Annotated in this window: 12 protein-coding genes and 5 tRNA genes; 1 reads left to right on the top strand and 16 read right to left on the bottom strand. The window is 63.9% G+C overall.

Translation table 11 applies throughout. The features are described from left to right. Window positions 1–90 precede the first annotated feature (90 nt). The 11 genes from rplA to AC06E9_RS10440 form a co-directional block, all read right to left on the bottom strand. Entirely contained in the window at window positions 91–789 is a 699-nt protein-coding gene (gene rplA, locus AC06E9_RS10490) for a 50S ribosomal protein L1 (RefSeq protein WP_121044663.1), read from the bottom strand. 4 nt (window positions 790–793) lie between these two features. Further along, window positions 794–1222 carry a 50S ribosomal protein L11 gene (gene rplK, locus AC06E9_RS10485; protein ID WP_019186116.1) on the bottom strand — a complete coding sequence of 143 codons (429 nt, stop codon included), beginning with the start codon at window positions 1220–1222 and terminating at the stop codon, window positions 794–796. A gap of 243 nt (window positions 1223–1465) precedes the next feature. After that, the gene (gene nusG / locus AC06E9_RS10480; RefSeq protein WP_019186115.1) at window positions 1466–2026 is read right to left on the bottom strand and encodes a transcription termination/antitermination protein NusG; all 561 of its coding nucleotides are present in this window, start codon (window positions 2024–2026) and stop codon (window positions 1466–1468) included. 10 nt (window positions 2027–2036) lie between these two features. Beyond that, window positions 2037–2444, bottom strand: a complete 408-nt coding sequence (gene secE / locus AC06E9_RS10475) for a preprotein translocase subunit SecE (protein WP_121044666.1) — start codon at window positions 2442–2444, stop codon at window positions 2037–2039. Between the two features lie 44 nt (window positions 2445–2488). Beyond that, window positions 2489–2564, bottom strand: a tRNA-Trp gene (locus AC06E9_RS10470). A 105-nt stretch (window positions 2565–2669) separates the two neighbouring features. Further along, on the bottom strand, window positions 2670–3860 hold the full coding sequence (gene tuf, locus AC06E9_RS10465) for an elongation factor Tu (protein WP_152153932.1): 1191 nt from the start codon (window positions 3858–3860) through the stop codon (window positions 2670–2672). A gap of 41 nt (window positions 3861–3901) precedes the next feature. Then, window positions 3902–3977, bottom strand: a tRNA-Thr gene (locus AC06E9_RS10460). 47 nt (window positions 3978–4024) lie between these two features. Then, window positions 4025–4098: transfer RNA gene (locus AC06E9_RS10455), tRNA-Gly, on the bottom strand. A 28-nt stretch (window positions 4099–4126) separates the two neighbouring features. After that, window positions 4127–4212, bottom strand: a tRNA-Tyr gene (locus AC06E9_RS10450). 138 nt (window positions 4213–4350) lie between these two features. Beyond that, a complete protein-coding gene (locus tag AC06E9_RS10445; RefSeq protein ID WP_183073842.1) occupies window positions 4351–5364 on the bottom strand; it encodes an isoaspartyl peptidase/L-asparaginase family protein in 1014 nt (337 codons plus the stop codon). A 111-nt stretch (window positions 5365–5475) separates the two neighbouring features. Continuing rightward, window positions 5476–6492, bottom strand: a complete 1017-nt coding sequence (locus tag AC06E9_RS10440; RefSeq protein ID WP_478056021.1) for a cyanophycinase — start codon at window positions 6490–6492, stop codon at window positions 5476–5478. Window positions 6493–6660: 168 nt separating this feature from the next. On the opposite strand from AC06E9_RS10440, the gene AC06E9_RS10435 reads away from it, so the two are divergent. After that, window positions 6661–9408 carry a TonB-dependent receptor plug domain-containing protein gene (locus AC06E9_RS10435; RefSeq protein ID WP_478056020.1) on the top strand — a complete coding sequence of 916 codons (2748 nt, stop codon included), beginning with the start codon at window positions 6661–6663 and terminating at the stop codon, window positions 9406–9408. A 569-nt stretch (window positions 9409–9977) separates the two neighbouring features. Here the strand turns inward: AC06E9_RS10435 and ychF are convergent. From ychF to AC06E9_RS10410, 5 genes are all read right to left on the bottom strand, one after another. Then, window positions 9978–11069: a redox-regulated ATPase YchF gene (ychF, locus tag AC06E9_RS10430; RefSeq protein ID WP_088434937.1), complete on the bottom strand. Its 1092-nt coding sequence runs from the start codon at window positions 11067–11069 to the stop codon at window positions 9978–9980. 121 nt (window positions 11070–11190) lie between these two features. Then, entirely contained in the window at window positions 11191–11769 is a 579-nt protein-coding gene (gene pth, locus AC06E9_RS10425) for an aminoacyl-tRNA hydrolase (RefSeq protein ID WP_478056019.1), read from the bottom strand. 81 nt (window positions 11770–11850) lie between these two features. After that, window positions 11851–12465 carry a 50S ribosomal protein L25/general stress protein Ctc gene (locus AC06E9_RS10420; RefSeq protein WP_102789571.1) on the bottom strand — a complete coding sequence of 205 codons (615 nt, stop codon included), beginning with the start codon at window positions 12463–12465 and terminating at the stop codon, window positions 11851–11853. 111 nt (window positions 12466–12576) lie between these two features. After that, window positions 12577–13536, bottom strand: coding sequence for a ribose-phosphate diphosphokinase (locus tag AC06E9_RS10415; RefSeq protein ID WP_026070235.1), 960 nt, complete (start codon window positions 13534–13536; stop codon window positions 12577–12579). Window positions 13537–13672: 136 nt separating this feature from the next. Further along, window positions 13673–13749: transfer RNA gene (locus AC06E9_RS10410), tRNA-Gln, on the bottom strand. Between the last annotated feature and the right edge of the window lie 5 nt (window positions 13750–13754).

Genomic DNA, 13754 nt, shown 5'->3' with positions numbered 1-13754 from the left:
TTGACGGCTATCTCTGCAGGGCGAGCCCCACTCGGATTGCCTTCAAATATCGCGGGTACCGGACCTGGGCCCGGTACCCGCTTGAAACGATTACTTCAGCGACAGCGAGGACTGGTCGATGGTCACGCCCGGGCCCATCGTCGAGCTGACCGAGACCTTCTGCAGGTAGGTGCCCTTCGAGGTGGCCGGCTTGGCCTTGACCAGATCCATCAGCAGCGCCTGCAGGTTCAACTTCAGCGCGTCTTCGGCGAAGTCGGCCTTGCCGATGGTGCAATGGATGATGCCGGCCTTGTCAGTGCGGTAACGCACCTGACCCGACTTGGCATTCTTGACGGCTTCGCCCGGGTTGGCCGACACGGTGCCGACCTTCGGGTTCGGCATCAGGCCGCGCGGGCCGAGCACGGTGCCCAGCTTACCCACGACGCGCATGGCGTCCGGGGTCGCGATGACGACGTCATAGTTCAGATCGCCGGCCTGCATCTTCTCGGCCAGGTCGTCCATGCCCACGGCTTCGGCGCCAGCGGCCAGGGCTTCGTCAGCCTTGGCACCGGCCGGTGCGAAGACGGCAACGCGCACGCTCTTGCCGGTACCGGACGGCAGCACGGTGGAACCGCGCACCTGCTGGTCGGACTTCTTGGCGTCCACGCCCAGGCGCACAGCAACGTCGAAGGACTCGACGAACTTGGCCTTGGTAGCGGTCTTCAGGATCTTGATGGCGTCCTCGAAGGCGTATGCCTTGCCCGGGACGACGGCGGCCTTGATGGCCTTCTCACGCTTGGTCTGTGCCATCTTCTTAACCCTCTACCACGAGGCCCATGGAACGGGCAGAACCGGCGATGGTGCGCACCGCGGCATCCAGATCAGCAGCCGTCAGGTCTGCTTCCTTGGTCTTGGCGATCTCTTCGAGCTGCTTGCGGGTCACCTTGCCCACCTTCTCGGTGTTCGGGCGCTTGGAGCCCGAGGAGATGCCTGCAGCCTTCTTGAGCAGCACGGCAGCCGGGGTGCTCTTGGTGATGAAGGTGAAGGTACGGTCCGAGTAGGCCGTGATGATGACCGGCACCGGCAGACCCGGCTCCAGCTTCTGCGTGGCGGCATTGAAGGCCTTGCAGAATTCCATGATGTTCAGGCCACGCTGACCCAGCGCAGGACCGACCGGCGGCGAGGGGTTGGCCTGACCGGCCTTCACCTGCAGCTTGATATAACCGACAACTTTCTTTGCCATGAGTATGCTCTCCGGGTGCTAGCGCCTTACGACAACAGGCTCCCCATCGGACCGGGAATCACGCGTCCCGGCATCGCGTTTTGAATTCACGCAGAAGGCCACCTCGCGGCGGCCCTTGCTTTTTGCCAGCTTCCTGGCAGGAAGCCGCGCACTATATCAGGTTTTTTCCGCCCTTGCCTCAAGGCTGACGGGCGCAGGCTGTTCAGGTTCCGGGCGGCCGCCCGGAACCCTGCTGCCTCAGGCTCAGACGGCCTTTTCGACCTGGCCGAATTCGAGCTCGACCGGGGTGGCGCGACCGAAGATCAGCACCGAGACGCGCAGACGGCTCTTCTCGTAGTTGACTTCCTCGACCACACCATTGAAGTCGTTGAACGGACCTTCGGTGACACGGACCATCTGGCCCGGCTCGAACAACACCTTCGGACGGGGCTTTTCCACACCTTCCTGAACGCGGTCCAGGATGGCGGCAGCCTCTTCATCACGGATCGGCAACGGACGATCGGCGGTGCCGCCGATAAAGCCCATCACCTTGGAGGTGTCCTTGACCAGGTGCCAGCTTTCGTTGTCGATGCGCGGGATACCGTTTTCTTCGTGGGTCTCGATCTGGACCAGCACGTAACCCGGGAAGAACTTGCGCTCGGAACGGCGCTTCTGGCCGGCGCGCATTTCAACCACTTCCTCGGTCGGGACCAGGACGTCACCGAAGCGCTCCTGCATCTCGTCACGCACGATGCGATCGCGCAGAGCCTGCGCAACCGACTTTTCGAAGCCCGAATAGGCGTGAACGACGTACCAACGCTTCACTGGTTTCTCCTTATCGACCCAGGAACCACTGGGTCAATTTCTGAATCACGAAGTCAAATCCGCCCAGCAGCAGGCTGAGGATGATCACCACAACGATCACCACCCAGGTCATGCGAATGGCTTCCTGGCGCGTCGGCCAGACCACCTTGCGCAGTTCGAAACGCGATTCGGAAAGGAATTCCCGCGTGTCGCGACCCTTGCCGGTCAGCAGGAACACGCCGAGGCCGGCCACCAGGCCAACGACAACGGCCAGACCGCGAAGCGGACCGGCCCATGCACTCTGGGAGGCATGCTCAGGAGCACCGAACCAATACCAAGCAAAAAGACCCGCCAGCACCAGGATCGCTGCGACGGCGTACTTGACGATGTCACCTCCAGTGGAGGCGTTGTCTTTGGAATGCTCGATCTTGCTGTTCATCCGGCTCTGGCTGCTGTGGCGGCATAGCCGCTGGAAGGGAGAAGTGGCACGCCAGGAGGGACTCGAACCCCCAACCTGCGGTTTTGGAGACCGCTGCTCTGCCAATTGAGCTACTGGCGTACTGAAAAAACTTGCCTTCCCTAAGACGGCGAAGGCGGACCGAGGTTCCCGGCCCGCCACTCGCGAGACCGGCAGCAGCGCTATGCGACCGCCGGTATTGCAGTATTACGCGATGATCTTGGAGACCACGCCGGCGCCGACGGTACGGCCGCCTTCGCGAATCGCGAAGCGCAGGCCTTCATCCATGGCGACCGGGTTGATCAGGGTGACAACCATCTTCACGTTGTCGCCCGGCATCACCATTTCCACACCTTCCGGCAGTTCGCAAGCGCCGGTGATGTCGGTGGTACGGAAGTAGAACTGCGGACGGTAGCCCTTGAAGAACGGGGTGTGACGGCCACCTTCGTCCTTGGACAGCACGTACACTTCGGCGTCGAAGGTGGTGTGCGGCTTGATCGAACCCGGCTTGGCCAGGACCTGGCCACGCTCGACGTCGTCACGCTTGGTGCCGCGCAGCAGCAGACCGGCGTTGTCGCCTGCCTGACCCTGGTCGAGCAGCTTGCGGAACATTTCCACGCCGGTGACGGTGGTCTTCTGGACCGGACGGATACCGACGATTTCGATTTCTTCGCCGACCTTGATCACGCCGCGCTCGATACGACCGGTCACGACGGTGCCGCGGCCCGAGATCGAGAACACGTCTTCGACCGGCATCAGGAAGGGCTTGTCGATGTCGCGTTCCGGGGTCGGGATCCAGCTGTCGAGAGCTTCGACCAGCTTGATCACGGCCGGCACGCCGATCTCGCTCTGGTCGCCTTCCAGCGCCAGGCGGGCCGAACCCGAGATGATCGGGGTGTCATCGCCCGGGAAGTCGTACTTGCTCAGCAGCTCGCGGACTTCCATCTCGACCAGTTCCAGCAGCTCGGCGTCATCGACCATGTCTGCCTTGTTCAGGAAGACGACGATGTACGGCACGCCGACCTGACGCGAGAGCAGGATGTGCTCACGGGTCTGCGGCATCGGGCCGTCAGCAGCCGAACAGACCAGGATCGCGCCGTCCATCTGGGCAGCACCGGTGATCATGTTCTTGACGTAGTCAGCATGGCCCGGGCAATCGACGTGGGCGTAATGACGTTCGGTGGATTCGTATTCGACGTGTGCGGTCGAGATCGTGATGCCACGTGCCTTTTCTTCCGGCGCGGCGTCGATCGACGAGTAGTCCTTGAACTCACCGCCAAAGCGCTCGGCACCGATCTTGGTCAGTGCGGCGGTCAGCGTGGTCTTGCCGTGGTCAACGTGACCGATGGTGCCGACATTGACGTGCGGCTTGGTGCGCTCGAACTTACCCTTGGCCATGGCTGCTTATCTCGAAATCGTCTGAATTGGTAGCACTTAGATGGTGCTCACGAAAGGAATCGAACCTTCGACCTCCTCCTTACCAAGGAGGTGCTCTACCGACTGAGCTACGTGAGCGAGTTTTGTATTATGGCACGAATTTGAATATATTCAAACTCATTCAATGGAGCGGGAGACGGGGATCGAACCCGCACCATCAGCTTGGAAGGCTGAGGTTCTACCATTGAACTACTCCCGCATCGGAAGCTCTTGCCACAACATGAAACTGGTGGAGGGAGGTGGATTCGAACCACCGAAGGCGTAAGCCAGCAGATTTACAGTCTGCCCCCGTTGGCCGCTTGGGTATCCCTCCTTACCACCCTGTCCCGTGGCGCCGAAGCGTTTTCGGTGTGGGGTGGAAGAGCCGTGAATTTTGGGGATAAACGGGGGTTCTGTCAACAACCTTTTTGAATTTTTTCACATGATTGTCCAATTGCCTTGTCGGGACGGGCTATTGGCCCGGCAACGGCAGTGTTTCGCTGGCGAAGATCGCCACATGCGGCACGCCATCGGCACCGATCCAGCCGCGATACATGCCCTGGGTGTTGAACGGCGTCGCCGCGCGACCGTCGGCGGCGAGCACGATCGCGCCGCCATCGCCACCGAGGGCGGGAATGCGCTCGTTGATCACCGCACGCCCCGCGTCCACCGGGCCCTGCTTGAGGTACTGCATGCGCGCACAGATATCGTGCGCGGCTGCAGTGCGGATGTAGTACTCGCCCCAGCCCGTCCCCGATACCGCGCATCCTGCATCGGCATAGGTGCCCGCGCCGATGATCGGTGAGTCGCCCACACGGCCATAGCGCTTGTTGGTCATCCCCCCGGTGGAGGTGCCGGCGGCGAGCTTGCCGTCCTTGTCCAGCGCGACCGCCCCGACGGTGCCAAAGTGGCGCGCCGTTTCCAGATCCGCATGGGCCTGGCCGCTGGCCTCTTCCTTCAGCGCCTTCTGCAGCTGCTGCCAGCGCTTGTCCGTGCGGAAATACGACGGATCCACCAAGGGAATTCCCTGGGTGCTGGCGAAGGCCTCCGCGCCCTGCCCCACCATCATTACGTGCGCAGAGTGCTGCATCACCGCCTCGGCGAGCAGGATCGGGTTGCGCACGCGCTGCACACCGGCCACCGCGCCAGCCTTGAGCGTGGCGCCGTCCATCAGCGAGGCATCCAGTTCGTTGCGGCCATCGTGGGTGAACACCGCGCCCTTGCCTGCATTGAAGGTGGGATCATCCTCGAGCACGGTGATCGCCGCAGTGACCGCCTCCAGCGCCGGCTTGCCGGCCGCCAGCGCGGCATGCCCTTTGAGCAGCGCCTGCTGCAGGGCCGCGCGTGCGGCCTTCTCCTCGGCGGGCGACAGATCCCCGCGCTCCACCCCCGCGCCCCCATGGATGACCAGCACCGGCTCGGCAGCGGTGGCCGCCAGCGGGAGCGACAGGCACAGCGACAACATCACCACAGCAGAACGCGACATGGGCAGGCACTCTCAAGGGACGAGGCCTCATCATGGCACGCGCGTCGGGCCATCCACGCGCGTGGCCATGACCTCGAAACGCACGCCACAGCATCCACGCATGGCGTGGATCTACCGGCGCAGCTGCAGGCGCCCCTCCCGGATATCCGCCGTCATCTCGAACGCCGCGTCGTCCACCCGGAAGCCATCCAGGTGCAGGCGACTGCCCTCGCCTACACCGGTCACCGGGATGGCGAGAAAATCCAGCGGTTTACCACCGCGCAGGCGATCGGCGGTGTGCTGCGGCATCACCAGCCACGCATAGCCGCCATCGCGGCTGAACACCCGGCCGGTGCCGTCGGCCTCCACGCACAGCGCGGTGTCTTCATCCACGCCGAGGCCGACCATGCCCTGCTGCCCGCTGCGCTGGGCGGCACGGGCCACGAAGACGATCAGGCGGCCGAGCCGGTCGCGCTTGCCGAAATGGGTATCGGTGATCACGTTGGCCAGGTACGGCATGGCCAGGAAATCGCTGTCCAGCGTCACCGCCCGGCCCATGGGATCGCGCAGGGCGCGCCGGGACGTCACGCTGCCGCCATCCAGGGCGCCGTAGCTGTAGCCCCCCAGGATGGCCAACCCGGCACTGGTCCCGGCGATCGGCCGCCCGGCGCGGACGTGCGCATTGAGCGCCGCGTTCACCGCCGTGCCCTTCCAGAAACGGATATAGCGCGACTGGTCGCCGCCGGCGATGAAGATCGCATCGGCGGCGGCGATCACCCCCAGCACCGCCGGGTCGTCGGCCGCGCGCCGGCTGCTGAACACCAGGGTCTGTACCGAGGCCGCCCCACCGATCTCCCGGTAGAGCCGGTTCTGCAGCTCATCGGCACCGGAGGCGCGCAGGATCACCACCCGGCCATGGCCGGCACGCGCCAGCCACCACTGGAAAGCGGCCGGCACCCATTCGCCACCGCCCATCAGCATCATCGCCGGCTCGGTATGGGTGGCGCGCGGTGCATCCAGGGCGCCCACCTCGTAATAGCGATAGCCCTGGTCCTGCAGACTGCGCGAATCCTGGGCATGGAGGGGGAGCGGGAGCGCGGCGAGCAGCAGCCACAGGAGGGAATGGATCGGCCGGAAACCCTTGTGCACGTTGACCTCCCTGAATAAAAAGGGCGTGTAAGCGCTTTCACTCTTTGCCAGAGAAATTGGCAGTGGTCAACCCCGTAAAAAAGGCGTTAAATGCGCGCCGTCCATTCGCGAAATGTGAATGGGGGACAGGCCTCCCTCGAGGCCGACACTTTCTTCTCGAGAATTCTCATGCGTAAACAGGCGATGGCGTGGTCGATCCAGCTGGCGTTGATGGGTGTGGCCGCAACTGCGGGTGCCCAGACGCCCGCCCCCGGGGTGCAGCAACTGGATACGGTGCAGGTCACCGGCTCGCGCATTCCGCGCGCGCAGGTGGAGGGGCCAGCCCCGGTCACCGTCATCACTGCCGAGCAGATCCAGGCCAGCGGCTTCACCAGCGTGCCGGACGTGCTGCGCTCGATGACCCAGAACGGGGGGGAGACCCAGAGCCAGCAGTCCTCCAGCGGCGCGGACTTCTCGCCCGGTGCGCAGCAGGTCGACCTGCGCGGCCTGGGCCCCAACCACACCCTGGTGCTGGTCAACGGCCGCCGCATCGCCGATTTCCCGATGCCCTTCCAGGGCCGCAGCAACTTCACCGACGTCTCCAACATCCCGATCGGGATGATCGAGCGCATCGAAGTGCTGACCGGCAGCGCCTCGGCGATCTACGGCTCGGACGCCATTGCCGGCGTGGTCAACTTCATCCTGAAGAAGCAGGTCGATGGCACCACGGTCGACATGCGCATGGGCACCACCAGCGAAGGCGGCGGTGAGTCCTTTGACATGAGCATCGCCAGTGGCTTCGACGCCGGCCGCTTCAGCGCGGTCTACAGCCTGGAACTGCAGTCCCAGACCCCACTGTGGGCGTATGAGCGCAGCCAGCAGGATTCCACCCTGGATGCACCGACCGAGAGCGCCCGCGCCTTGCGTCGCGCCTACCTGCGCACCGACTACAACGACGACTACCTGGACCCGGGCCAGGCAACCTGCGATGCGCTGGCCGGCCAGAACAACGGCAGCACCCAGTACGCCGAGCGTGCGCGGTATGGCTTCTACTGCGGCAGCGACCGCTCGATCGGCTACGGCACGATCCTGAGCAAGCGCCGCGGTGCCAACGGCTATGCCGCGCTGCGCTACGCCTTCGACAACGGCGCAGAATGGTTCGCCGATGTGCAGATGGGTTACCACGACCTGGCGCTGATGCGCGATGTCACCCAGTGGGGCCGCATGGCCGCCGACGGCAATGAAGACGGCTACTTCTACAACCAGGCCACCGACCAGGTGGAGTTCTGGCAACGCCAGTTCTCCCCCGAGGAAATGGGCGGACTCAACAACGGCATGGTGCGCAGCACCCAGAAGACCTTCAGCGTGACCACCGGCTTCAAGGGCGCCCTCGGTGCGGACTGGGAATACGAGGCTTCGCTGAGCCATTCGCAGTATCAATCCAGCATCCGCTGGCCGCAGATCATCGCCGCCAAGGCCAATGCGCTGTTCCTTGGCGAGCAGCTGGGCGAGTACACCGATGACGACGACAACGTGTTCCCGGTGTTCAACGCCGACCCGGCGCGCCTGTACCGGCCGCTGAGCCGCAGCGAGTACGATTCGATCGCCGCACGCACCACCTATACCCCGAAGTCGCGTACCGATACCGCCGCGCTGACCCTGACCAACGGCGAGCTGTTCGAGCTGCCGGGCGGCAAGGCCGGCTTCGCGGCGACCGCCGAGTTCGGCAATCAGGCCTATGCACTGAATCCGGACCCGCTGGCGACGCAGTACTACTACTACAGCTGGAAGGATTCGGACGGCCACGGCAGCCGCAACCGCTGGGCGACCGCGGCCGAGCTGCGCCTGCCGCTGCATGACACGTTCAGCGTCAGCGTGGCCGGGCGCTTCGACCAGTACCGCTACTCCGGCAACACGATCGGCAAGGCGACCTGGAGCGGTGGTCTGGAATGGCGCCCGATCGAGACCCTGCTGGTGCGTGGCTCCTACGGCACCGCCTTCCGCGCGCCAGACCTGCACTACGTGTATGCCGGCCCGGGCAATGATGAAACCAGTGCCAACGACTACTACGCCTGCGCGGTGGACGGTGGTGATGACTGCTCGGATTACGAGGAGAACCTGATCCGCACGCGCGAAGGCAATCGCAAGCTGGACCCGGAAACCAGCACCTCGTGGAGCGCTGGCTTTGTGTGGTCGCCGGCAGCGGGGCTGGACCTGTCGGTGGACTGGTTCGATATCGACATGCGCGACCAGGTGCAGGACATGGATGTGAGCACCATCCTGCGCGACGAGGCGGCCTGCCGCCTGGGCGGCGCCGATGCGGCCTCGCCGACCTGCGTGGATGCGATCAGCCGGATTACCCGCACCAGTGATGGCCGCCTGTATGGTGTGCACGTGAGCCCGATCAACATCGCGCGCGAAACGACCCGCGGCATTGATGTGGGCCTGCGCTACCGCCTGAGCACCGGGATCGGCGATTTCATCCTCAGCGGCAACCACACCTGGGTGAAGACGCACGATTTCCAACAGTTTGAAGGCGATGTGGTCGAGGACCAGTTCGCGATCAACAGCGGTTTCGACATTCCGCGCACCAAGACCAGTGCGAGTGTGACGTGGGAGAGCGCGGCGTGGTCGGCCACGTTGTACGGCTCACGGCTGGGCAAACTGCCCACCTACGACAGCTACGACCAGAGCTTTGATCCGGACAGCGGTGACAGCCCGTGGATCGCGGCGACGTACCGCTACAACGTGTCGCTGCAGTACCGCTTCGATGACCATTCGCGCCTGTCGCTGTCGGTGGTGAACGTGGGCAACAAGATGCCGCCGAAGGACGCGACGTACACGCCGTATCCGTCCTACGACGTCTCCTGGTTCGACACCGTGGGCCGGACGCTCAATCTCCAGTACACCCACAAGTTTGGCGGTACGGCGCTGTAAGCGCCGCTTCCGCTGGTCAGGGGATCAAAGACGGAGGCAGTGCCTCCGTCTTTTTTTTGTTCTGCGGCCGCTGGCCTGCGTCACCCGTTGCCGGGTGCGCTGTCTTTGTTTTCCACATGCGTGGTGGAAAGCCATGGGGGTTTGGTGTGGACAAGTGCATGCAAGCCATGCAGCGCAATGCTTTCAGGACGTGGCTGTTTTTTGTCCAAACCCCCATCGCGGTTTTCCACACACACCGTGGAAAGCGATGGGGGTTTGCTGTGGACAACCCTGTGTGAGCGACGCACTGCAACGGTTTTCAGCGGTGGTCAGAAATTGTCCACATCGCCTGCGGGGCGGGTCAGATGGGTTGCCGGCCAGCGGCCGGCACTACCGCACGCGGGTTTTCCACATGGTGCGTGGAGAGGCGTGGGAGTTTGTTGTGGACAAGTGAGGAAGAGGCATACCAGGCAAGGGTTTCGGTGCCTGGTCATTTTTTATCCAACCCATTCTGGTGTGGAATGCGCTCCCCCCCGAACGCAAACGCCCCGCTCAGGGCGGGGCGTTGCGGGCATCAACGTGCGATGGAATCAGACGTTGAAGCGGAAGTGCAGGATGTCGCCTTCCTGGACGCGGTATTCCTTGCCTTCCAGGCGCAGACGACCCGCTTCCTTGGCACCGGCCTCGCCCTTGTACTTGATGAAGTCGTCATACGCGATGGTTTCGGCGCGGATGAAGCCCTTCTCGAAGTCGGTGTGGATCACGGCGGCGGCCTGCGGGGCGGTGGCGCCCTTGCGCACGGTCCATGCACGGACTTCCTTCACGCCTGCGGTGAAGTAGGTCTGCAGGCCCAGCAGCTGGTACGCGGCGTAGATCACGCGGTTCAAGCCCGGCTCGGACAGGCCCAGGTCGGCCAGGAAGGTATCGCGGTCTTCGTCGTCGAGCTGGGACAGCTCTTCTTCGATCGCAGCCGAGACCGGCACCACCTGCGCACCCTCTTCGGCGGCACGGGCGCGCACGGCATCCAGATGCGGGTTGTTCTCGAAACCGTCTTCCAGCACGTTGGCGATGTACATCACCGGCTTGAGGGTCAGCAGGAACAGGTCACGGACCAGCGCCTTCTCTTCCTCGTCCAGGCCGGCGGTACGACCCGCCTTGCCGTCGGCCAGCGCCGCCTGCAGCTTGGCCAGCACCGGCTTGCGGGCCGCGGCTTCCTTGTCGCCCCCCTTGGCAGCGCGCTCGGCGCGGTTAAGCGCCTTCTCGACGCTGTCCAGGTCGGCCAGGGCCAGCTCGGTATCGATGGTGTCGATATCCGAGAGCGGGTCGACCTTGTTGTTGACGTGGATGACGTCGGCATTCTCGAAGCAGCGCACCACGTGGGTGATCGCATCCACTTCGCGGATGTGGGCCAGGAACTTGTTGCCCAGGCCTTCACCACTGGCCGCGCCGGCGACGAGGCCGGCAATGTCGACGAACTCCACCGCGGTCGGGATGACCTTCTGCGGGTTGATGATGGCAGCCAGCTCGTTCAGGCGCGGATCCGGCACCGGCACGATGCCGACGTTCGGTTCGATCGTGCAGAACGGGAAGTTGGCCGCCGCGATGCCCGCCTTGGTCAGCGCATTGAACAGGGTCGATTTGCCGACGTTGGGCAGACCGACGATGCCGCATTTGATACCCATCTTTGACAACCTCTGGGGTGAAAGTGATTGGGGAAGCAGCGACGTTCGGCGCTGCTTTTCCAATCATTTTCCGTACCGACCAGCGGTCGGTACCTACCGGTAACGTCAGTCACCGGTCACGTTACTTCGGGGTGTGCAGCCGCTTCATCGCTTCGCTGAAATCGCCCTTCACTGCCAGCGGCAGGACGTCGATCGCATCGTTGAAGGCATGACCGATCAGCACATCATCGTCCTTGCTGGCACGCCCCAGCACCCACGGGACCACGCGGTCCTTGTGGCCGGGATGGCCAATGCCGATGCGCAGGCGGTGGAACCGGCCATGGCCGAGCAGGCGGATGGTGTCGCGCAGGCCGTTCTGGCCGCCGTGGCCACCGTCGAACTTGAGCCGTGCCACGCCGGGCGGCAGGTCCAGCTCGTCGTGCGCCAGCAGCGTCTCTTCCGGTTCGATCTTCCAGAAGCGCTGCGCCGCGGTGACCGATTTGCCACTGAGGTTCATGAAAGTGGCGGGCTTGAGCAGCCACACCGGCTGGCCGGCGATGTCGACCTTGGCGGTCTCGCCGAACAACTTGCTGTCCACGCTCCAGCGCGCACCGGCCTGTTCGACCAGGGCGTCAATGAAACGAAACCCGGCATTGTGCCGGGTCTGGGCGTGCTCGGGTCCGGGGTTGCCCAGACCAACGATCAATCGCAATCCTGTCATTACTCTTCTTTCGTCGGTACCCGCCCTGTGCCGGTACATACAGAAACGGCGCCTGCCCCGAAGGACAGGCGCCGCAATCACTTACTCTGCAGCCGGCGCTTCGTCGGCAGCTTCTTCCTTGCCGAGCTTGGCGGTGACGATCGCATCGTCATGGTCCTTGCCCTGGGCCAGCGCCGGGATCTCGACGCCCTTCGGCAGCTTGATGTCCGACAGGTAGATCACGTCACCAGCCTTCAGATCGGCCAGGTCGACGTCGATCGATTCCGGCAGGTCCTTCGGCAGGCAGGTGATGCTCACTTCCTTCAGTTCGTGGGTGACCACGACGTCGGCAGCCTTGCCAGCCGGCGAGGTGTCTTCGTTGATGAAGTGCAGCGGGACGTTGGCGGTCAGCGCTTCGTTCTCGTTCACGCGCAGGAAATCCAGATGCAGGATCAGCTGCTTGAACGGGTGGCGCTGCATGTCACGCAGCAGCACCTTGGTGACCTTGCCATCCAGGTTCAGGTCCAGGATGGACGAGTAGAACCACTCGTTCTGCTGGGCCAGCCAGATTTCGTTGTGGTTGAGCTGGATGACGCTCGGCTCGACGTCGCCGCCGTAGATGATCGCCGGGATCTGGCCAGCGCCACGCAGGCGGCGGCTCGCACCCTTGCCTTGCAGTTCGCGCTGGACGACCTTGATTTCATGATTCTTGGCCATGCTGATTTACTACCTTCGTTGTTTGCCGCGCCATGGTGGCGAGGCGATGAGGGGAGATCCGCGACCAGATCTCCCCGGGAAACCACCCACCGTTGCCGGTGGGCGGAAAAATCAATCCACGTACAGCGAGCTGACCGACTCACCGAAGGCGATGCGGCGCATCGTCTCGGCCAGCATTTCCGCCACGCTGAGCTGGCGGATCTTGCTGCACACCCGCGCCTCTTCACGCAGCGGGATGGTGTCGGTCACCACCAGCTCATCGAGCTGGGAGTTGTTGATGTTGTCCACCGCCGGGCCCGAGAGCACGGCGTGGGTGCAGTACGCGGCGACCTTGAGGGCGCCACGCGCCTTCAGGGCTGCAGCGGCCGCACACAGGGTGCCGGCGGTATCGACGATGTCATCGACCATCACGCAGGTCTTGCCTTCGACGTCACCGATGATGTTCATCACGGTGGAGACGTTGGCGCGCGGGCGGCGCTTGTCGATGATCGCCAGATCGGCATCGTCCAGGCGCTTGGCGACGGCGCGCGCGCGCACCACACCACCCACGTCCGGGGACACCACGATCAGGTTTTCCGTGCCGTAGGCGCGCCAGATATCGGCGAGCAGCAGCGGCGAGGCGTATACGTTGTCCACCGGCATGTCGAAGAAACCCTGGATCTGATCGGCATGCAGATCCACCGTCAGTACCCGGTCAGCCCCGACAGCGCTGAACATCTTTGCGGCCACCTTGGCGGTGATCGGCACGCGCGAGGAACGCATGCGGCGATCCTGGCGCGAGTAGCCGAAATACGGCACCACGGCGGTGACACTGTTGACCGAAGCGCGCTTGAGCGCATCGATCAGGACCAGCAGTTCCATCAGGTTCTCTGCGCTGGGCGCACAGGTCGGCTGGATCACGAACACGTCCTGCTTACGGACGTTTTCTTCGATCTCGACCTGCACTTCACCATCGGAGAAGCGCGACACCAATGCCTTGCCAGGCCGCACCCCCAGTTCCTTGCAGATGCTCTGCGCAAGGCGCTTGTTGGCGTTGCCGGAAAATACCAGCAGGTTGGGGTGTTCTTGCATCATGACGGTCTCGGGCGGGAGCGATTGGCGGAGAACTGGGCCGCCGGCACCCGGAGGTGTCTGCGGTGACAACACCGCGGCGTATGCACCGCGCCCGCGCAGACATGCGCATGGAGTCGCGGCAGATATCCGCTAGTGGCAGGGGCGGGAGGATTCGAACCTCCGAATGCCAGGATCAAAACCTGGTGCCTTGGGCCTCTTGGCGACGCCCCTGCATC

This window comes from Stenotrophomonas sp. Steno-Z10-BAI, from assembly GCF_056393115.1.
This window is presented reverse-complemented; position numbering and strand designations above follow the sequence as displayed.

What these genes read in the sequence shown, in the direction of transcription:
- rplA (WP_121044663.1), bottom strand. Translation starts at nt 789, where the DNA reads ATGGCACAGACCAAGCGTGAGAAGGCCATCAAGGCCGCCGTCGTCCCG.
- rplK (WP_019186116.1), bottom strand. Translation starts at nt 1,222, where the DNA reads ATGGCAAAGAAAGTTGTCGGTTATATCAAGCTGCAGGTGAAGGCCGGT.
- secE (WP_121044666.1), bottom strand. Translation starts at nt 2,444, where the DNA reads ATGAACAGCAAGATCGAGCATTCCAAAGACAACGCCTCCACTGGAGGT.
- tuf (WP_152153932.1), bottom strand. Translation starts at nt 3,860, where the DNA reads ATGGCCAAGGGTAAGTTCGAGCGCACCAAGCCGCACGTCAATGTCGGC.
- AC06E9_RS10445 (WP_183073842.1), bottom strand. Translation starts at nt 5,364, where the DNA reads ATGTCGCGTTCTGCTGTGGTGATGTTGTCGCTGTGCCTGTCGCTCCCG.
- AC06E9_RS10435 (WP_478056020.1), top strand. Translation starts at nt 6,661, where the DNA reads ATGCGTAAACAGGCGATGGCGTGGTCGATCCAGCTGGCGTTGATGGGT.
- ychF (WP_088434937.1), bottom strand. Translation starts at nt 11,069, where the DNA reads ATGGGTATCAAATGCGGCATCGTCGGTCTGCCCAACGTCGGCAAATCG.
- pth (WP_478056019.1), bottom strand. Translation starts at nt 11,769, where the DNA reads ATGACAGGATTGCGATTGATCGTTGGTCTGGGCAACCCCGGACCCGAG.
- AC06E9_RS10420 (WP_102789571.1), bottom strand. Translation starts at nt 12,465, where the DNA reads ATGGCCAAGAATCATGAAATCAAGGTCGTCCAGCGCGAACTGCAAGGC.
- AC06E9_RS10415 (WP_026070235.1), bottom strand. Translation starts at nt 13,536, where the DNA reads ATGCAAGAACACCCCAACCTGCTGGTATTTTCCGGCAACGCCAACAAG.